A 19,131-nucleotide genomic window follows, 5' to 3' on the forward strand; every position below is an offset into this window, starting at 1 on the left:
CGGGAGCCGGCGTTCGCTTTACCCCGCCCCGTCCCCTGAGCCGAAGGGCCTGCCGTGCTCGATTCCGTCCAGTCGATCCTCGACGAGTACGCCGAGCTCGAGCTGCAGCTCGCCGACCCGGCCGTGCACGGTGACCAGGACCTCGTCCGCACGCTGAACAAGCGGTATGCCGCCCTGGCGCCGACCGTCGCGGCCGCCCGCGAGTGGACGGCGGCCGGTGACGACCTCGCCGCGGCGAGGGAGCTCGCGGCCGACGACGAGTCCTTCGCCGAGGAGGTGCCCTCGCTCGAGGCGCGTCTCGCCGTGGCGGAGGAGCACCTGCGACGGATGCTCGTCCCGCGTGACCCCGACGACGACCGCGACGTCATCCTCGAGGTCAAGGCGGGAGAGGGCGGCGACGAGTCGGCGCTCTTCGCGGGCGACCTGCTGCGGATGTACCTCCGCTACGCCGAGCAGCGCGGCTGGCGCACCGCCGTCGAGGACGCGACCGAGAGTGACCTCGGGGGCTACAAGGACGTCCGCGTGTCGGTGCGCTCCAAGGGCGCTCCCGGCCTGGGCGAGGGCCCGTGGGCCCGCCTCAAGTACGAAGGCGGCGTCCACCGCGTCCAGCGCGTGCCCGTCACCGAGAGCCAGGGGCGCATCCACACCTCTGCCGCCGGAGTGCTCGTCATGCCCGAGGCCGAGGAGGTCGAGGTGACGATCGACCCCAACGACCTGCGCATCGACGTCTACCGCAGCAGCGGGCCCGGCGGGCAGAGCGTCAACACGACCGACTCCGCGGTGCGCATCACGCACCTGCCGACCGGCCTCGTCGTGTCGTGCCAGAACGAGAAGTCGCAGCTGCAGAACAAGGAGGCCGCGATGCGCGTCCTCCGGGCGCGGCTGCACCAGCTCGCCAAGGACGAGGCCGACGCGGAGGCGAGCGCCGCCCGCCGCTCGCAGGTGCGCACCGTCGACCGCTCCGAGCGCATCCGCACCTACAACTTCCCCGAGAACCGCATCTCCGACCACCGCACGGGCTACAAGTCCTACAACCTCGACTCGGTGCTCGACGGCGACCTCGACCCCGTCGTGCAGTCCGCGCTCGACGCCGACGAGGCCGCCAAGCTCGCCGCGCTCGCCGACGACGGGTCGCGGGCGTGACGGACCTGCGCGACGACGTGCGGGCCGCCGCCGCTCGACTGCGCGACGCCGGGGTCGCCTCCGCCGACGTCGATGCCGTCGAGCTCGCGGCCCACGTGCTCGAGGTCGACGCCTCCGAGGTCCGTCGACTCATGGTGCTCGGCGGACGCACGCTCCCGGGGTCGTATGCCGTCCTCGTCGACGAGCGCGCCCGCCGGGTTCCCCTGCAGCACCTGACCGGCCGCGCCCACTTCCGCCGGCTGACGCTGTCGGTCGGGCCCGGGGTCTTCGTGCCGCGGCCCGAGACCGAGGTCCTCGTCGACCTCGCGCTGGGCGAGGTCGACCGGCTGGAGGCGGCCGGCGCCGTCGCCGTGCGGGTCGTCGACCTCTGCTCGGGCTCCGGAGCGATCGCCCTCTCCGTCAAGGCAGAGCGGCCGGACGCCGACGTGCGCGGACTCGAGCTGTCGCCCGACGCGTACGCCTGGGCCGTGGCCAACCGCGACCGCCTGGCCCTCGACGTCGGTCTCGAGCAGGGCGACGCGACGCGACCCTGCTTCGAGGACTGGTCGGGCGCCGTCGACGTCGTGACCGTCAACCCGCCCTACATCCCCGTCGGTGCCGTCCCCGTGGACCCCGAGGTCCGCGACCACGACCCCGACGTCGCGCTCTACGGGGGCAGCGAGGACGGGCTCGCGATCCCGCTGGCGGTGGCCCGGACGGCTGCCCGCCTGCTCCGGCCCGGCGGTCTCGTCCTCGTCGAGCACGCCGACTCGCAGGGCGAGAGCCTGCCCCGCCGGCTCGCGGCGACGGGGGAGTGGACCGGCGTCGCCGACCACGACGACCTGTCCGGACGCCCCCGGGTCACGACCGCGCGCCGCTCCCACTGACGCCGGCCCGGCCGACCGCGTCGGTCCGACGGGCCGGGACCGGCGCCCGGGGCCCGGGACCGGCGCCCGGCGCCGCCCGTGTCCCCATTAGGCTCTGCCCGTGAGTGAGCGCTACGACTGCACCGACCCCGAGGGGCGTGCCGAGGGCATCCCGGCCGCGGCCTCAGCCGTCCGACGCGGCGAGATCGTCGTCCTGCCGACCGACACGGTCTACGGCATCGGCTGCGACGCCTTCGACGCCACCGCCGTCGCCTCGGTCCTCGCGGCCAAGGGCCGCGGCCGCGACATGCCGCCGCCGGTCCTCATCCCGACCGCGCGCACGGCCCAGGGCCTCGCGACGCAGGTGCCCGACTACGCCCAGCGGCTCATGGAGAAGTTCTGGCCCGGACCGCTGACGCTCGTCCTCAAGGCGCAGACCTCGCTGCACTGGGACCTCGGCGAGACCAACGGGACCGTGGCGCTGCGCGTTCCGGCCCACGAGATCACCCTCGAGCTGCTCGGCGACATCGGTCCGATGGCGGTCACGAGCGCCAACACGACCGGCGACCCCGCGGCCCGCACGGTCGAGGAGGCCGTCGGGATGCTCGGTGAGTCCGTCGGGGTCTACCTCGACGGTGGCCCGGCCGGTGACGGCCTTGCCTCGACGATCGTCGACTGCACGGGCGAGACCCCCGTGACCCTGCGCCTCGGTGCCATCACCCAGGACGAGCTCGACGCGGCCCTCGTGCCCGAGCCCGTGCTCGAGGCGCCCGAGCCCGACGCCGAGCCCGCTGCAGAGGCCGACGCGACGCCCGCCGCCGACCCCGTGACCGAGCCGGACCCGGAGGCCGACGTCGAGCCGGGAGCCGAGGCGGCGGCCGGCGACGCCGTCCCCGAGGAGCAGCCTGCGCCCATCGAGGACGTGCCGGCCGAGGACGCGCCGGCCGAGGACGTGCCGGCCGAGGACGTGCCGGCCGAGGACGAGTCCGGCGAGACCGAGACCGAGTCCGGCGACGCCGACGAGACCGACGAGACCGACGAGACCGACGAGACCGACGAGACCGCCGAGACGCTCGGGGAGTGGCACGACGTGTCCACGACCGAGCGCCCGTCCGACGGTCCCGGCACGACGCAATAGAGTTGGCTCGCGCTCGCGCCCCACTCCCGACCCACCCGGAGAACTCCCATGGCTGACGACACGTTCTACGGCTCCGACTTCGGTGCCCTGCAGTCCTTCGACCCTGACATCGCGGGGGTGCTCCTGTCGGAGCTCGACCGCATCCGTGGTGGACTGCAGCTCATCGCGAGCGAGAACATCAGCTCGCCCGCCGTGCTGACGGCCCTCGGGTCGACGCTGTCGAACAAGTACGCCGAGGGCTACCCCGGGCGCCGCTACTACGGCGGCTGCTCCGAGGTCGACAAGGCCGAGACCATCGCGATCGAGCGCGCCAAGGCCCTCTTCGGCGCCGACCACGCCAACGTCCAGGCCCACTCCGGCGCGAGCGCCAACCAGGCCGTCTACGGCGCCTTCATGGCCCCGGGCGACACGATCCTCGCGATGGCGCTGCCGATGGGTGGCCACTTGACGCACGGCACCAAGGTCTCCTTCTCCGGCAAGTGGTTCAACGCCGTGCACTACGGCGTCGACAAGCAGAGCGAGGACATCGACTACGACCAGGTCGAGGCCCTGGCCCGTGAGCACCGGCCCAAGGTCATCTGCGCCGGCGGCTCCGCCATCCCGCGCCTCATCGACTTCGAGCGCTTCCGCGCCATCGCCGACGAGGTCGGCGCGATCCTCTGGGTCGACGCCGCCCACTTCATCGGCCTCGTCGCAGGCAAGGCCATCCCCTCGCCGGTGCCGTACGCCGACGTCGTGACCTTCACGACGCACAAGGTCCTGCGTGGCCCGCGCTCGGGTGCCCTCGTCTGCAAGGCGGAGCACGCCGCGGCCATGGACAAGGCGATCTTCCCGATGATGCAGGGCGGTCCGCAGATGCACACCATCGCGGCCAAGGCGGTCAACTTCAAGGAGGCCGCCACCCCCGAGTACGCCCAGTACGCCACCGACGTCATCGCCAACAGCCAGCAGCTCGCGGCGAGCCTGCTCGAGCTCGGCATCCGCCCGACGACGGGTGGCACCGACACCCACCTGTCGCTGCTCGACCTCCAGGGCGTCGGCGTCACGGGCAAGGAGGCCGAGGAACGGGCCGACGCGGCCGGCATCGTGCTCAACAAGAACGCCATCCCGTTCGACCCGCAGAAGGCCAACATCGCCTCGGGCATCCGCGTCGGGACGCCGTCGGTCACGACCCAGGGCATGGGCCTGGAGGAGATGAAGCAGATCGCCTCGCTCATCCACCGGGCCGTCACCCAGGGTGACGCCGACCCCGACCACGCGGTGAGCAAGGACGTGCGCGCGGAGGTCACCGACCTCGTGACCCGCTTCCCGGCATACCCTCGCTGAGTCAGTCCCCACGCCAGCGTCGGCGCCCGAGCGAAGGTCGGTAGGTGCACGAGTACGTCCTCGTCCTCATCGTGGCCGCTGCGGTCACGTATCTCGCCACACCCTTCGTGCGGAGCCTCGCCGTCGCGACGGGCGCCTTCACGGCCGTCCGCGAGCGTGACGTCCACAAGACGCCGATCCCGCGGCTCGGGGGAGTCGGGATCTACATCGGCTTCGTGGCGGCGGCGCTCGTGGCCCGGGCGCTGCCCTACCTGGGGACGCTCTTCTCGACGAAGCAGATCTTCGGCGTCGTCGCCGCGGCCGGCATCGTGTGCCTGCTCGGCGCCTTCGACGACATCCGTGAGCTCGACTGGCTGACGAAGCTGGCGGGACAGATGCTGGCCGCGGGCCTCATGGCCTACACCGGGGTGCAGCTGCTGTCGCTGCCGATCTTCGGCACGACCATCCTGCCGACGCCCGTCCTCGTGCTCTTCACCGTGCTCGTGGTCATCGCGTCGACGAACGCCGTCAACTTCATCGACGGTCTCGACGGGCTCGCCGCCGGGGTCGTCGGCATCGCGGCGTTCGCCTTCTTCGTCTACAGCTACATCGTGTCGCGCTCGTTCGTGCCGGCCAACGTGTTCTCGACCGCGACCTTCATCTCGGCCGCCCTCGTCGGGTGCTGTGTCGGCTTCCTGCCGCACAACTTCCACCCGGCCCGGCTCTTCATGGGCGACTCGGGAGCGCTGACGCTCGGTCTGCTGCTCTCGGCGGCGACGATCACCCTCACCGGCAACGTCGACCCCGGACAGGTCAGCGCCAACGACGTGTCGGCCGCGTTCCTGCCGATCCTCGTCCCGCTCGCGGTCCTGCTGCTGCCGCTGCTCGACATGCTGCTCGCGGTGGTCCGGCGCACGCGCGCCGGCCTGCGACCGTGGCACCCCGACGCGATGCACCTGCACCACCGCATGCTGCGCATCGGCCACGGCCACCGCCGGGCCGTGCTCATCCTCTACCTGTGGGCCGCCATCGTGGCCCTGGGCTCGGTGTCCTTCGTCATCTGGGACGGCCTCCGTCCGCTCGCGGTCGTGAGCGCGGCCGCCGCGATGGGTGTCGTGCTCACTGTCTGGCTCCCGCGGTGGAGGCCGTCCGAGCGCTTGTGATAGCATTCACAAGCACCTGAGGGGAGTCTGGGAAGACCACCACAGGAGCCCGGAAGTCCTTTTCGCAGAACCGATCCGAGCACCATCCGGATCAGCCCGAACCCCGCCCGCACTACGCCTCACGACGCACCCAGGCAGGTTTTCTTGAGCGCCACACCGGCACGCGACGCATCACAGTCAGATGCCTTCGCGCAGCTCCTCCGGGGCTCCCTGCTGCCGACGGCCGTGGCGGGCCTGGTCTGCGTCGTCGTCGGGCTCTTCTCGAGCCCCAAGGCCGCGTGGTCGGCCGCACTCGGCGCCGCCATCGTCCTCTTCTTCTTCAGCCTGACGCTGCTCGTCATGAAGCGCACGGCCGACCTGCCGCCCACGACGACGATGATGATCGTCATGGTCACCTACACCTTCAAGGTGCTGGTGCTCGGCGTCGTCATGTTCGCTCTGCGCGACGTCACGTGGGCCTCGGGCTTCGCGATCGGCCTGTCGATCACGGTGTGCGCCGTCGTCTGGCTCTTCTTCGAGATGCGCGCCTACAAGCGGCTGCGGATCTTCGCGTACGACCCCGACGGCGCGGCCTCGCTCGACGCGACGCCCGACGCGTCGGCGGACGTGACGCCCGAGGCGGCACCCCACCGGGAGCCGCGTGATGAGCCGTGACACCGGAGGTCGCCATGACCACGCCACCGACACCAGCGCCCGACGAGCCGACGGAGCCCACCGGTCCTACCGGTCCTACCGGGCCCACCGAGCTGTCGGCCGAGGACAAGGCCGAGGAGCTGCGCCGGTTCAACACCCGCGAGCAGGACTCCGCCTGGCGTGCCGTCGCGTACATGCTCACCGGCCCGCTGATCTACGGCGGACTCGGTGCGCTGGCCGACCACTGGCTGGGTACGACATGGCTCGTCGGGGTCGGGATCGTGGGTGGAATGGCCCTGTCGCTCTACCTGATCTGGTTCCGATACGGTACCCATTGAGCCCGACGGCCTCCGTGCCGCCCGTCAGCGCGTCGCCCGCCGGCCCGCCGACCTGGGGTCCGACCGGGAGCACGCTCCCGAGCACCGACCCTCCACCCCTGACGCAGGTCGTCAGCCGAAGTGCCCAGAACCTACAAAGGAGTAACCCGTGAGCATCGTGGCCGCCGCCCCGACGGACTACACCGCCCCCGGCGTCGAGGAGTTCTGGCAGCCCCTCTTCGGGACCGACGGCCCCTGGGCGGTCACGCGGCCCATCCTCCTCATGGTCGTCGCGACCGGCATCGTCGTCTGGTGGCTGCTCGCCACGACGAAGAAGAAGGCGCTCGTGCCGGGTCGTGGCCAGATGGGCACCGAGGCCGTCTACGGCCTGGTCCGCAACGGCATCGCCCGCGACCTCATCGGCAGCAAGGAGTTCATGCGGTTCGTGCCGCTGCTCTTCGCGCTCTTCACGACGATCCTCGTCAACAACTTCTTCGGCGTCATCCCGCCGTTCAGCTACCCGACCTTCAGCCGCATCGGCTTCCCGATCGCCCTGTCGCTCATCGTCTGGGTCGTCTTCCACGTCGTGGGCATGCGCAAGCACGGCTTCATCGGCTACTGGAAGTCGCTCGTGCCCGCGGGCCTGCCCAAGGCGATGATCCCCGCGATCTTCTTCCTCGAGCTCATCACCGACCTCTTCACGCGACCGGTCACGCTCGCCCTGCGACTCTTCGGCAACATGTTCGCCGGCCACATCCTCATCGTGCTGTTCATCACCGGTGGCTGGTACATGCTCAACTCGGGCGGCGTCCTCGTCGTCGCCGGTGGCGTCACGTGGATCTTCGCCTTCGTGATGACGCTCTTCGAGCTGCTGGTCGAGTTCCTCCAGGCCTACGTCTTCACCCTGCTGGCCGCCCTCTACATCGGCGGCGCGGTCGCCGACGAGCACTGAGGCCGCACCACCTCGCGCCTCCCCGCGCCTCCGGCGCACCACGAACTGCACCACCGCACGAGCACCACGAACCAGCTTCGCCCCCGCCCGTCTGGTAACCGCCAGCCGGACAAGACAAGAAGGAATGGAATAAACATGACTGGCAACATCGCCATCCTCGGTTACGGCCTCTCCGCCATCGGCCCCGGTATCGGTGTCGGTCTGATCTTCGCCGCCTACATCAACGGCGTCGCCCGTCAGCCCGAGGCTCGCGGCATGCTGCAGCCGATCGCCTTCCTGGGCATGGCCATCACCGAGGCGCTCGCCATCTTCGGTATCGCGCTCGCGTTCGTCTTCAAGGGCTGACGCCCCTCCCCGGGGCAGCCCGAAGCACCGATCGTCTTTCTCTCTAGGAGAACCTCATGCAAGCAGTGACCGTGACCGCCGAGGGCGGCGAGGGCGGCTTCTGGGCCACCGCGGCACCGATCATCCCGCACCCGCTCGAGTTCTTCTTCGGCCTGGCGTGCTTCGCGATCCTCTACGTCGTCGTGAAGCAGAAGGTCGTGCCGCGTCTCGAGCAGATCTACGCCGAGCGCACTGCTGCGATCGAGGGCGGGATGAACAAGGCCGAGGAGGCCCAGGCGCAGGCCCAGGCCGCGCTCGAGCAGTACCAGGCGCAGCTCGTCGAGGCTCGTTCCGAGGCCGCCCGCATCCGTGAGGACGCGAAGGCCCAGGGCGCGCAGATCATCGCCGAGATGCGCGAGCACGCGGCGTCCGAGGCCTCTCGGATCACCGAGACGGCGCACAAGCAGATCGAGGCCGAGCGCCAGCAGGCGGTCGTCTCGCTCCGCAGTGACGTCGGCCGCATCTCGACCGACCTCGCGAGCCGCATCGTCGGCGAGTCCCTCCACGAGGAGACCCGTCAGAAGGGCATCGTCGAGCGTTTCCTCGCCGAGCTCGAGTCGGGCGACGTCGTGCGTGAGAAGGTCGGCGGCGCCGCCGGCAGCCAGGGCGGGGACGCCTGATGCAGGGACCCTCACGCGCAGCAGCGGCGGCGAGCCGCGAGGCTCTCACCGGCGTCCTTGCTGCCGGTGCCGACCGTTCGCGGTTGGCCGAGGAGCTCTTCGCGGTCGTCGGGATCATCGACGGCAGCGCGACCCTGCGTCGCGCCGTGGCGGACCCGTCCCGCGAGGGCGTCGACAAGGCCCAGCTCGCCGAGCGGCTCTTCGGGGGCAAGGTCAGCGCCGGGACGCTCGTCGTGCTCAAGGGTGCCTTCGGGCAGCGCTGGAGCTCCGAGCGTGACCTGACCGACACGGTCGAGTCGTATGCGGTCGAGGCCGTCATCGCGCAGGCGGAGGCCGAAGGCCGCGCCGACCGCGTCGAGGACGAGCTGTTCCGCTTCGAGCGGATCGTGGCGGCCGACGCGCCGCTGCGTTCGGCGCTGGCCGACTCGCAGGCGCCTGCCGACAGGCGGGCCGACCTCGTGTCCTCGCTCCTGCTCGGCAAGGTCGCACCGGAGACCCTCGTGCTGGCCCGTCAGGCCGTGGTCGCCCCGCGCGGCCTGCGCTTCGACCGGGTCCTCGAGAAGTACCTCGAGACGGCCTCGAGCCGCCGCGAGCAGCAGACGGCCACCGTCACCTCGGCCGTCCCGCTCACCGACGACGACCGTGCCCGCCTCGCCGCGGGCCTGGCTGCCATCTACGGCGGCACGGTCCACGTCAACACCGTCGTGGACCCCCGGGTCATGGGCGGGGTCAAGGTCGAGATCGGTGACGAGCTCATCGACGGAACCGTCATCCGCAAGCTCGACGCGGCCCGCCGGGCCATGGGTGCCTGAGGCACCCACCACCAGCTGTGATCAACCACCGGCCCGTCACGCGGGTCGAAACCGAGGAGAAGATCTGACATGACGGAGCTTTCGATCCGTCCGGAGGAGATCCGGGACGCTCTGGACTCGTTCGTCCAGTCCTACGAGCCCGGCGCGGCCTCCCGCGAAGAGGTCGGCCGCGTCACCGACGCCGGTGACGGCATCGCTCACGTCGAGGGTCTGCCCTCGGCCATGACCAACGAGCTGCTCCAGTTCGAGGACGGCACGCTCGGCCTCGCGCTGAACCTCGACGTCCACGAGATCGGCGTCGTCGTCCTCGGTGACTTCGCCGGCATCGAGGAGGGCCAGACCGTCAAGCGCACGGGCGAGGTCCTCTCGGTCCCGGTCGGTGACGACTTCCTCGGCCGCGTCGTCGACCCGCTCGGCAACCCGATCGACGGTCTCGGCGACATCAAGTCCGAGGAGCGTCGCGCCCTCGAGCTGCAGGCACCCAACGTCGTCCAGCGCAAGTCGGTCCACGAGCCGCTCCAGACCGGCATCAAGTCGATCGACGCGATGACGCCGATCGGCCGCGGTCAGCGCCAGCTCATCATCGGCGACCGCCAGACCGGCAAGACCACGGTTGCGATCGACACGATCATCAACCAGAAGCGCAACTGGGAGTCGGGCGACCCCGACGCCCAGGTCCGCTGCATCTACGTCGCAATCGGCCAGAAGGGCTCGACCATCGCGTCGGTCCGCGGCACGCTCGAAGAGGCCGGCGCCCTGGAGTACACCACGATCGTCGCGGCCCCCGCGTCCGACTCGGCGGGCTTCAAGTACCTCGCGCCCTACACCGGCTCGGCCATCGGCCAGCACTGGATGTACCAGGGCAAGCACGTCCTCATCGTCTTCGACGACCTGAGCAAGCAGGCCGAGGCCTACCGCGCCGTGTCGCTGCTGCTGCGCCGCCCGCCGGGCCGCGAGGCCTACCCGGGTGACGTCTTCTACCTGCACTCGCGGCTCCTCGAGCGCTGCGCCAAGCTGTCCGACGACCTCGGCCACGGCTCGATGACGGGTCTGCCGATCATCGAGACCAAGGCCGGCGACGTCTCGGCGTACATCCCGACCAACGTCATCTCGATCACGGACGGCCAGATCTACCTGCAGGCCGACCTGTTCAACGCCAACGTGCGTCCGGCCATCGACGTGGGTGTCTCGGTCTCCCGAGTCGGTGGTGCCGCGCAGATCAAGGCGATGAAGTCGGTCGCTGGTCGACTCAAGCTCGACCTCGCGCAGTTCCGCGCCATGGAGGCGTTCGCGATGTTCGCCTCCGACCTCGACCCCGCGTCGCGAGCCCAGCTCGCCCGTGGTGCGCGTCTCGTCGAGCTGCTCAAGCAGCCGCAGAGCTCGCCGTACCCCGTCGAGGAGCAGGTCGTCTCGATCTGGACCGGCACGACCGGCAAGCTCGACGACGTCGCCGTCGAGGACGTGCGCACCTTCGAGACCGAGCTGCTCGAGACGCTGCGCCGTGACGGCAAGATCCTCCAGACGATCCGCGAGACCCTCAAGCTCGACGAGGACACCGAGACGGCCCTGTCCAAGGTCGTCGACGAGGTCAAGTTCACCTTCCGGGGCACCGGCAAGGACGGCCTCGAGGCCGGCAACGAGGAGTTCGACGAGATCGCCGACGACCAGATCACCCAGGCGAAGATCGTCAAGCAGAAGTGACCACCTTCCGTATGCCGCCCGGCCAGCCGGGCGGCATACGGAAGCGGGCGTGAGCCCACCCCGCAGGCAACCACAGACTTTAGAGACCAAGAGAGGCGGAGCACATGGGAGCGCAGATGCGGATCTACCGCCAGCGCATCAAGTCCGTCAACTCCATCAAGAAGATCACCAACGCGATGGAGCTGATCGCGGCCGCACGCGTCGTCAAGGCCCGCCAGCGGGCCACCGAGGCGATGCCGTACACGACCGCGCTGACGCGCGCCGTGTCCGCGGTGGCGACCAACACGAACGAGGACCACCCGTTGACGACGGCGAAGGAGACCGCGAAGCGGGCCGGCGTCGTCATCATCACGGCGGACCGCGGACTTGCCGGTGCCTACTCCGTCGCGGCGATCAAGGAGAGCGCGGAGCTCATCTCCAAGCTGACCGCGGAGGGCAAGGAGGTCGTGCCCTACCTCGTCGGTCGCAAGGCCGTGAGCTACTTCAAGTTCCGCAAGCGCGACTACGCCGCCGAGTGGACCGGCTTCTCCGACGCCCCGACGTTCGAGAACGCCAAGGAGATCGCCGACCGCATCACGGCCGACTTCCTCAAGCCCACGGAGGAGGGTGGCCACGACGAGATCCACGTCGTGTTCACCCGCTTCCGCTCGATGGTCCGCCAGGACCCGTTCGTGCTGCGCCTGCTGCCTCTCGAGGTCGTCGAGGCCGACGCGGCGGGCGACGACGAGAGCCTGGACCTCAGCGTGAACCGCTACGACGAGGGCCAGATCCCGCCGGAGTACTCCTTCGAGCCCAGCGCGTCCGAGGTCCTCGACCTGCTGCTGCCGAAGTACGTCCGCAACCGCATCTTCACCGCGCTGCTCAGCTCGGCGGCCTCCGAGCTCGCCGCCCGCCAGCGGGCGATGAAGTCGGCCACCGACAACGCGACGGAGCTGATCAAGACCTACCAGCGCCTCGCCAACCAGGCCCGTCAGGCCGGCATCACCCAAGAGATCAGCGAAATCGTGGGCGGCGCCAACGCCCTCGCCGACGCCAAGAAGTAACGCCCACAGGTAAGGAAGCAGACCACCATGACTGCAACTGTCAGCGACACCACGTGGACGGCCCCGCCCGCGGGCGGCGTCGGACGCATCTCCCGCATCATCGGCCCGGTCGTCGACGTGGAGTTCCCCGTCGACGCCATGCCCGAGCAGTACAACCTGCTCACGACCGAGGTCACCCTCGCCGGCGAGACGAAGAACCTCAACCTCGAGGTCGCCCAGCACATCGGCGACAACATGGTCCGTGCGATCTCGCTGCAGCCGACCGACGGTCTCGTGCGCGGCTCGGCCGTGCAGGACACCGGCGGCCCCATCACCGTCCCCGTCGGTGACGTGACCCTCGGCCACGTGTTCAACACGACCGGCGAGTGCATGAACCTCGCCGAGGGCGAGACGCTCGAGGTCAAGGAGCGGTGGGGCATCCACCGCAAGGCCCCGGCCTTCGACCAGCTCGAGTCCAAGACCACGATGTTCGAGACGGGCATCAAGGTCATCGACCTGATGACCCCGTACGTCCAGGGTGGCAAGATCGGCCTCTTCGGTGGTGCCGGTGTCGGCAAGACGGTGCTCATCCAGGAGATGATCGCCCGTGTCGCCCGTGACCACGGTGGTGTGTCGGTGTTCGCCGGTGTCGGTGAGCGCACCCGTGAGGGCAACGACCTCATGGTCGAGATGGAGGAGGCGGGCGTCCTCGGACAGACCGCCCTCGTCTTCGGCCAGATGGACGAGCCGCCGGGCACGCGACTGCGCGTCGCTCTGTCGGCGCTGACGATGGCGGAGTACTTCCGCGACGTCCAGAAGCAGGACGTGCTCCTCTTCATCGACAACATCTTCCGCTTCACGCAGGCCGGCTCCGAGGTCTCGACCCTCCTCGGCCGCATGCCGTCCGCCGTGGGCTACCAGCCCACCCTGGCCGACGAGATGGGCACCCTGCAGGAGCGCATCACGTCCACGCGCGGTCACTCGATCACCTCGATGCAGGCGATCTACGTGCCGGCCGACGACTACACCGACCCGGCGCCGGCCACGACCTTCGCGCACCTCGACGCGACGACCGAGCTCTCGCGTGACATCGCGTCGATGGGTATCTACCCGGCTGTCGACCCGCTGTCCTCGACCTCGCGGATCCTCGACCCGCGCTACGTGGCGGCCGATCACTACAACACGGCCGTGCGCATCAGGTCGATCCTCCAGCGCAACAAGGAGCTCCAGGACATCATCGCGATCCTCGGTATCGACGAGCTCTCCGAAGAGGACAAGATCCTCGTCAACCGCGCTCGTCGCATCCAGCGCTTCCTGTCGCAGAACACCTACGTCGCCAAGCAGTTCACCGGCATCGAGGGTTCGACCGTGCCGCTGTCCGACACGATCGAGGCGTTCACGAAGATCGCCGACGGCGAGTACGACCACGTCGCCGAGCAGGCCTTCTTCATGTGCGGTGGCCTCGACGACGTCGAGCGCCAGTGGGCGGAGATCCAGAAGAACCTCTGACCTGGATGGGTCGATTCACCCGAGGACGGGGAGGTGCCCTCTGGGCCCTCCCCGTCCGTCGTCCGTGGGTACCGGTCTTCGCGGCGGCCGTTGTGGCCGTGGCGGTCGTTCGCGCCCGCTACGGGGTCGACCTCAGCGACAGCTCCCACGCCGTGGAGCTGTCGCTGCGGCTCGCCCGGGGTGATGTCCCGTTCCGGGACGAGATGAACGTCCAGGTGCTCGGTGCCTGGCCCGCGGTCCCGTTCGTGTGGGCGTGGGAGCACCTCGTCGGGCTGGACGGGCTGGTGCTCGCGTCCCGGGTGTGGTTCGTCCTCGTGTGCGCCGGCGTCGGCGCCGTGTGCTGGCGGGCGATCGTGCCGGCGTTCGGCCGGGGGACGAGCGCGTGCGCGCTGGCCGTCGCTCTCGTGCCGGCGGCGTACAACCAGCAGGTCCTGTCGTACAACACGACGCCCGCCCTCATGTACCTCCTGGCGGTGTGCTGCGCGCTGGGCGCCACGGTCCGCTGCGTCCGCTGCGCGCGTCCGTATGCCGTGTCGGCGGGGGCGGCGACCGCGCTCGGGGCGGTGAGCCACCCGGTCACGGCACCGGCGGCGGCCGCGCTCCTCGTCGTGGTCGTCGTGCTGCTCTGGCGCCTCGACGTGGCGCCGTCGAGGTCAGGGCCGTCGAGGTCAGGGCCGTCGGGGTCGTTGCCGACCGGGCGTCGCGGCGGCCTCCTCGGGCTGGTGTCGGCGCGGCCCGGTGTGGTGGCGGTCGTCGCCGGGACGCTCGTCGTCGGGGTCGTCGTCGGGGTGCTGGTGGTCGCCGTCTGGGGCCTGGCCGACATCTCGGCCACGGTGGCGTTCACCGACGCCTACCAGGCCACGCGCCCGAGTCGCTGGGACCGGCTCGGCCGGTGGACCTCGCAGGTCGGGACCTCGCTCGCCGGTCCGTGGGTCCTGCTCGCCGTGCCGCTCGTCCTGCTCGCCGCGGCCCCGGCCGCACGGCGGCTGCGGCTGCCGCTCGTGCTCCTCGCGGTCGCCGCGGTCACGGTCCAGGCCCTCCAGAGCGGGGTGGTCTCGACGACCTACACGGTGCTGTCGTGGCTCACCCCGCTGCTCGGCACGGTCCTCGTCGTCGTCCTGCTGCCGGTGCTCGTCGTGGTCGCGGCGCGGGACCGGGGTCCCGTGGCACGCCTGGCCGTCCTCGGCCTGACGCCGACCCTCGTGGGCATGCCCTTCCTCGCCGCCTTCACGTCGTCCGGGCCGGTGTGGGGCGCGACGGGAGCGGTGCTGGCGCCGGGGCTGCTCGCCGTGACGGTCGCCGCGCTGGTGCACCTCGCCACGCGCCCGGCCAAGGTGGCGCTCGCCGGTCTGCTGCTCGCCTCCCTCGGCACGGTCCACGCCCTCAACAGCTTCCGCGACGGACCACCGTCGGCCCTCGTGGTGGACGCGCCGGACGGTGCGTTCGCCGGACTGCGGACCACGGAGCAGCACCGCGCCGAGCTCGAGGCCAACCAGCAGGCCGTGCAGGCGTGCGCGCGGCCCGGTGACGGTGCCCTCGACTACATCCACCCGGCGGCCTTCCTCTACGCCGACCTCCGTTTCGACACCCCGATCGTCTGGATGGACTTCTTCGGCCCGACGAGCCAGGGCGTGCTGGACTGGATGCACCGCTCGGGGCGGGTGCCGGAGTGCGTCGTGGCGGCTCGGGACTTCTGGCCGGGCTACGGCCACCACCGCTACGTCGACGACGCCGACCCGCTGCGCGACTGGGTCGTGGCCCACTACCGCGTCGTGTCGCAGACCTCGCAGCTCGTGGTTCTCAGGCGTGCGGGATGAGCGCCCCGACCCGCGGCGCGGCCACCGACGACCGTGAGCACCACGTCGAGCGCTGTGATCAGCACTGTGACGAGAACCGCAGCCTCGCGACGCCCGCGGCGTCGCCTGCGGGGCATGCGGGTACGACTCACGGTGTTGACTCAGATGCAGTCGTCAGCGCCGACGAGCCCAGCACCTCGCACCAAGACACAGCCCAAGGACACACGTCCAGGACAAGGAGAATCGTGAGCACGCCCACCCAGCAGGCCCCGCGCCACCGGGTCGTGGTCATCGGATCGGGTTTCGGCGGTCTGTTCAGCACACAGAAGCTGAAGCGCGCCGACGTCGACGTGACCCTCATCGCCCGCACGACGCACCACCTCTTCCAGCCGCTGCTCTACCAGGTGGCCACGGGCATCCTCTCCGAGGGCGAGATCGCCCCCTCGACGCGCGAGGTGCTGCACCGCCAGGACAACGCGAAGGTGCTGCTGGGCGAGGTCGAGACGATCGACCTCCAGGCGCGCACGGTGACCCACACCGCGGTCGGTCGTGAGACGGTCACGCCCTACGACTCCCTCATCGTCGCGGCCGGCGCCGGTCAGTCGTGGTTCGGCAACGACCAGTTCGCCCGGCACGCCCCGGGGATGAAGTCGATCGACGACGCCCTCGAGCTGCGGGGCCGGATCTTCGGCTCGTTCGAGCTCGCCGAGCTCGCCACGACGCAGGACGAGGTGGACCGCCTCATGACGTTCGTCGTCGTCGGTGCCGGCCCGACCGGTGTCGAGATGGCGGGTCAGATCTCCGAGCTCGCGCGGCGCACCCTCAAGCGCGACTTCCGCCGGATCGACCCGACGAAGGCGCGGGTCATCCTGCTCGACGCGGCTCCCGCCGTGCTCGGCTCCTTCGGCGAGAAGCTCGGCGACCGTGCCGTCAAGCGCCTGACCGAGATGGGCGTCGAGGTGCGCCTCGGCGCCAAGGTCGTCGACGTCGACTCGACGGGCATCGAGGTCGAGCACGGTGACGGCAGCCGCGAGCGCATCGAGTCGGTCTGCAAGGTCTGGGCCGCGGGCGTCAGCGCCTCGCCTCTCGGTCAGCAGCTCGCCGACCAGTCCGGAGCCCGGCTCGACCGTGCCGGCCGCATCGAGGTCCGCGACGACCTCACCCTCCCCGGGCACCCCGAGGTCTTCGTCGTCGGCGACATGATGGCGCTCAAGGGACTGCCCGGCGTCGCCCAGGTGGCCATCCAGGGCGGCCGGTACGCCGCCGAGCAGATCGTGCGGCGTCTCAAGGGCCAGGCGCCCAAGGGGCCGTTCGAGTACTTCGACAAGGGCTCGATGGCGACGATCTCGCGCTTCTCGGCGGTCGCGTCGGTCGGGAAGGCGCAGTTCAGCGGGTTCTTCGCCTGGATCCTGTGGCTGGCGGTCCACCTCGTCTACATCATCGGCTTCAAGCACCGGATCACGACGCTGCTCCACTGGGCCGTGACCTTCATCGGCCGCGGACGGTCCGAGCGGGTCGTGACCGAGCAGCAGGTCTTCGCCCGTCAGGCGATCGCCGACCTCGGTGAGGAGTTCAGCCCGGAGCTGCCGCGCGTCGCGACGGACCGCTCGCACGACGAGTCCTGACCGGCCCGGCCGCGACCCCCCCGGGCACACGACCGGGCCGGCTCCTGGGTGGGAGCCGGCCCGGCGGCATACGTGGACGTCATCGCGCTCGCGGTCCCGCGAGCGCGCGACGCGTCAGGGGACGAGGCGCTCCACGGCCGCTCCCAGGCGGGGGAGCGCGGCGACGACGTGGCCCTTGGCCTTGCCGCGCAGCGAGCCGTAGACCTTGGCGGCCGAGCCGTGCGAGGTGTTGGCGGCCTTCGCGTCGGTCACTGCGAGGAGGGCGTCGGCCGCGGCGTCGGGCTGGGCCGCGAGGTGCGCCCCGAACGACGAGTCGCCCTTGGTGGCCCAGAACGGGTCGAGGGCGCTCGCGAACTGGGGGAGGAGGCGGTCGGTGGCGCTCGTGACGAAGTTGCCGCCGAGCTTCTTGGCGGCGGCGTAGCCCGCCTTGACGGCGGCTCCGCCCAGTCCGGACTTGTCGGCCACCTCGGCGTCGATGACGTCGGTCAGGGTCTCGACGGCCACCGGGCGGCGGGTCGGCTCGAGGAGGGCGTCGGACACGGCTGTGCTCATGGATAGGACTCCTGTGGAGGGTGGGGAATCGGCGCGAGCGGCCTGCGCCACCTCGCGTACGGAGCATCCTCGCAGAGGCACTAAACTGCAGAGCACACCCCCACGATCCGGAGGAAACGTGAGTTCGCTCAAGGTTGAGATGGTTGCCGCCGACCGGAAGGTCTGGGAGGGCGAGGCAAAGTTCGTACGCGCCCGGTCCATCTCGGGCGAGCTGGGCATCCTGCCCGGCCACACCCCGTTGCTCGGTGTCCTCGTCGAGGGCGAGGTCTCCATCGAGTCCCTCGAGGGCGAGCGTCGCACCGTGACGGTCGACGGCGGGTTCCTCTCGGTCGACTCCGACGTGGTGACGATCGTCGCCGAGCACGTCGACGCCTCCTCGCTGCAGACGAGCTGAGGTCCCGCGTGCCGTCCGTTCTCGTCTCGACCGAGATCGTGATCGGCACGCTCCTGGTGGTCGCGGTGGTCGTCCTCGCGACGACCTACCTGCGCCGCCGCTACATCGCCAAGGGCCTGCCCCTGACCCTGTGCGGCATGCGTCGCTCCGAGTCCGACCGCTGGCGCCTGGGGCTCATCAGGTTCGGCGACAACGCCCTCGAGTGGTACGCCCTCGGGGGCGTCTCCGTGCGCCCCAAGCACCGCTGGCTGCGCCAGCGCCTGCTGCTCGACGCTCCTGAGCCGCTCAGGGGCAGCGACTCGATCCCGCTGCTGCCCGACGCGAGCCGGGTGCCGTGCACCGACGGCGACAGCGACTTCGAGCTGGCCCTGCAGGGTCCCGCCTACACCGCGCTGCGCTCGTGGCAGGAAGCCGCGCCCCCGGGCTACAACGTCAACGTCGCCTGACGGCCGGGCCAGGCCGCACGACGTCCCGCTCGTCCTGCGCGAGATCGCGCACCCGCTGCGCCCCGGCGACCTGAGCTGCGCGATCTCGCGCGCAACCGCGGTGCCGAGGGCGTGTGCCGTGTGGCGGGTCAGTGCTTCTTCGCGCGCTCGGGCTTCTCGACGCGGCCGCCACCGGGCTGCCACAGCACGTCCCCGCCGATCGGCTTGTTGGCGATGCGGGCGAGGATGAAGAGCAGGTCCGAGAGACGGTTGAGGTACTTCGCCGTCAGGACGTTGACGCCGCCGACGCCCCTCGCGTCCGTGCCCTCGGGGGCCGGCTCGGTGCCGTGCTGGTCGACCGCCGCCCACGCGGAGCGCTCGGCGCGGCGCACGATGGTCGTCGCGAGGTGCAGGTGCGCCGACCCGGCCGTGCCTCCGGGGAGGATGAACGACCGGAGCTTCTCGACCTGCTCGAGGTAGTGGTCGCAGTCCGCCTCGAGGTCGTCGACCCACGGCTGCTCGACGCGCAGGGGCGGGTAGTCGTAGGAGTGCCGGAGCGGCGTCGACAGGTCGGCGCCGACGTCGAAGAGCTCGTTCTGCACGCGCTGGAGGGTGGCCCTGACCTCGTCGGGCAGGTCGCCGCACGCGACGGCGATGCCGATGGCGGCGTTGGCCTCGTTGGAGTCGGCGTAGGCGTGCAGCCGGGCGTCGTTCTTGCTGACCCGCGAGAAGTCGCCGAGGCTCGTCGTGCCGTCGTCGCCGGTGCGCGTGTAGATTCGCGTCAGGTTGACCATG

General features: G+C 70.7%; 20 protein-coding genes. 18 read left to right on the forward strand and 2 right to left on the reverse strand.

All coding sequences use genetic code 11. The annotated features are described in order from the left end of the window. Positions 1 to 54 precede the first annotated feature (54 nt). The 16 genes from prfA to ACSQ2D_RS06740 all read left to right on the forward strand — a co-directional run bounded on the left by prfA (position 55) and on the right by ACSQ2D_RS06740 (position 16,965). Positions 55 to 1,143 carry a peptide chain release factor 1 gene (prfA, locus tag ACSQ2D_RS06665; protein WP_435985187.1) on the forward strand — a complete coding sequence of 363 codons (1,089 nt, stop codon included), beginning with the start codon at positions 55 to 57 and terminating at the stop codon, positions 1,141 to 1,143. Then, on the forward strand, positions 1,140 to 2,009 hold the full coding sequence (gene prmC, locus ACSQ2D_RS06670) for a peptide chain release factor N(5)-glutamine methyltransferase (protein ID WP_435985188.1): 870 nt from the start codon (positions 1,140 to 1,142) through the stop codon (positions 2,007 to 2,009). Before prfA ends, prmC begins: the two co-directional genes overlap by 4 nt. A 100-nt stretch (positions 2,010 to 2,109) precedes the next feature. Continuing rightward, a complete protein-coding gene (locus ACSQ2D_RS06675) occupies positions 2,110 to 3,126 on the forward strand; it encodes an L-threonylcarbamoyladenylate synthase (RefSeq protein ID WP_435985189.1) in 1,017 nt (338 codons plus the stop codon). A 48-nt stretch (positions 3,127 to 3,174) separates the two neighbouring features. Beyond that, on the forward strand, positions 3,175 to 4,452 hold the full coding sequence (glyA, locus tag ACSQ2D_RS06680; RefSeq protein WP_435985190.1) for a serine hydroxymethyltransferase: 1,278 nt from the start codon (positions 3,175 to 3,177) through the stop codon (positions 4,450 to 4,452). A gap of 44 nt (positions 4,453 to 4,496) precedes the next feature. Next, positions 4,497 to 5,594 carry a glycosyltransferase family 4 protein gene (locus ACSQ2D_RS06685; RefSeq protein ID WP_435985191.1) on the forward strand — a complete coding sequence of 366 codons (1,098 nt, stop codon included), beginning with the start codon at positions 4,497 to 4,499 and terminating at the stop codon, positions 5,592 to 5,594. 144 nt (positions 5,595 to 5,738) lie between these two features. Further along, positions 5,739 to 6,248, forward strand: a complete 510-nt coding sequence (locus ACSQ2D_RS06690; protein ID WP_435985192.1) for a hypothetical protein — start codon at positions 5,739 to 5,741, stop codon at positions 6,246 to 6,248. 14 nt (positions 6,249 to 6,262) lie between these two features. After that, on the forward strand, positions 6,263 to 6,565 hold the full coding sequence (locus ACSQ2D_RS06695; RefSeq protein ID WP_435985193.1) for a hypothetical protein: 303 nt from the start codon (positions 6,263 to 6,265) through the stop codon (positions 6,563 to 6,565). Between the two features lie 148 nt (positions 6,566 to 6,713). Beyond that, on the forward strand, positions 6,714 to 7,496 hold the full coding sequence (gene atpB / locus ACSQ2D_RS06700; RefSeq protein WP_435985194.1) for a F0F1 ATP synthase subunit A: 783 nt from the start codon (positions 6,714 to 6,716) through the stop codon (positions 7,494 to 7,496). A 135-nt stretch (positions 7,497 to 7,631) separates the two neighbouring features. Then, a complete protein-coding gene (gene atpE, locus ACSQ2D_RS06705; RefSeq protein ID WP_020142944.1) occupies positions 7,632 to 7,841 on the forward strand; it encodes an ATP synthase F0 subunit C in 210 nt (69 codons plus the stop codon). A 56-nt stretch (positions 7,842 to 7,897) separates the two neighbouring features. Further along, positions 7,898 to 8,500, forward strand: a complete 603-nt coding sequence (locus ACSQ2D_RS06710; protein ID WP_256792623.1) for a F0F1 ATP synthase subunit B — start codon at positions 7,898 to 7,900, stop codon at positions 8,498 to 8,500. Further along, positions 8,500 to 9,312 (forward strand): F0F1 ATP synthase subunit delta, encoded by an 813-nt coding sequence (locus ACSQ2D_RS06715; RefSeq protein WP_435985195.1) that lies wholly within the window; start codon positions 8,500 to 8,502, stop codon positions 9,310 to 9,312. Before ACSQ2D_RS06710 ends, ACSQ2D_RS06715 begins: the two co-directional genes overlap by 1 nt. Before the next feature lie 69 nt (positions 9,313 to 9,381). Then, positions 9,382 to 11,013 carry a F0F1 ATP synthase subunit alpha gene (atpA, locus tag ACSQ2D_RS06720; protein WP_435985196.1) on the forward strand — a complete coding sequence of 544 codons (1,632 nt, stop codon included), beginning with the start codon at positions 9,382 to 9,384 and terminating at the stop codon, positions 11,011 to 11,013. A 104-nt stretch (positions 11,014 to 11,117) separates the two neighbouring features. Next, positions 11,118 to 12,056, forward strand: a complete 939-nt coding sequence (locus tag ACSQ2D_RS06725; RefSeq protein WP_435985197.1) for a F0F1 ATP synthase subunit gamma — start codon at positions 11,118 to 11,120, stop codon at positions 12,054 to 12,056. A 27-nt stretch (positions 12,057 to 12,083) separates the two neighbouring features. Further along, on the forward strand, positions 12,084 to 13,544 hold the full coding sequence (atpD, locus tag ACSQ2D_RS06730) for a F0F1 ATP synthase subunit beta (RefSeq protein WP_435985198.1): 1,461 nt from the start codon (positions 12,084 to 12,086) through the stop codon (positions 13,542 to 13,544). Positions 13,545 to 13,642: 98 nt separating this feature from the next. Next, a complete protein-coding gene (locus ACSQ2D_RS06735; protein WP_435985199.1) occupies positions 13,643 to 15,361 on the forward strand; it encodes a hypothetical protein in 1,719 nt (572 codons plus the stop codon). 224 nt (positions 15,362 to 15,585) lie between these two features. Then, positions 15,586 to 16,965 (forward strand): NAD(P)/FAD-dependent oxidoreductase, encoded by a 1,380-nt coding sequence (locus ACSQ2D_RS06740; RefSeq protein WP_435985200.1) that lies wholly within the window; start codon positions 15,586 to 15,588, stop codon positions 16,963 to 16,965. 114 nt (positions 16,966 to 17,079) lie between these two features. Here ACSQ2D_RS06740 and ACSQ2D_RS06745 read toward each other — a convergent pair whose 3' ends face one another. Continuing rightward, positions 17,080 to 17,517: a DUF6918 family protein gene (locus ACSQ2D_RS06745; RefSeq protein ID WP_435985201.1), complete on the reverse strand. Its 438-nt coding sequence runs from the start codon at positions 17,515 to 17,517 to the stop codon at positions 17,080 to 17,082. Positions 17,518 to 17,635: 118 nt separating this feature from the next. Between ACSQ2D_RS06745 and ACSQ2D_RS06750 the strand changes: the two genes are divergently transcribed. Both ACSQ2D_RS06750 and ACSQ2D_RS06755 read left to right on the forward strand, forming a co-directional pair. Continuing rightward, positions 17,636 to 17,911: a F0F1 ATP synthase subunit epsilon gene (locus tag ACSQ2D_RS06750; protein WP_028785412.1), complete on the forward strand. Its 276-nt coding sequence runs from the start codon at positions 17,636 to 17,638 to the stop codon at positions 17,909 to 17,911. Between the two features lie 8 nt (positions 17,912 to 17,919). Next, positions 17,920 to 18,357, forward strand: a complete 438-nt coding sequence (locus tag ACSQ2D_RS06755) for a DUF2550 domain-containing protein (RefSeq protein WP_435985202.1) — start codon at positions 17,920 to 17,922, stop codon at positions 18,355 to 18,357. 128 nt (positions 18,358 to 18,485) lie between these two features. Here the strand turns inward: ACSQ2D_RS06755 and ACSQ2D_RS06760 are convergent, their stop codons facing one another. Beyond that, positions 18,486 to 19,130, reverse strand: a complete 645-nt coding sequence (locus ACSQ2D_RS06760) for a cob(I)yrinic acid a,c-diamide adenosyltransferase (protein WP_435985203.1) — start codon at positions 19,128 to 19,130, stop codon at positions 18,486 to 18,488. Position 19,131 lies beyond the last annotated feature (1 nt).

It is taken from the genome of Terrabacter sp. LjRoot27, from assembly GCF_964254175.1.
In the GTDB taxonomy this organism is placed as follows: domain Bacteria; phylum Actinomycetota; class Actinomycetes; order Actinomycetales; family Dermatophilaceae; genus Terrabacter.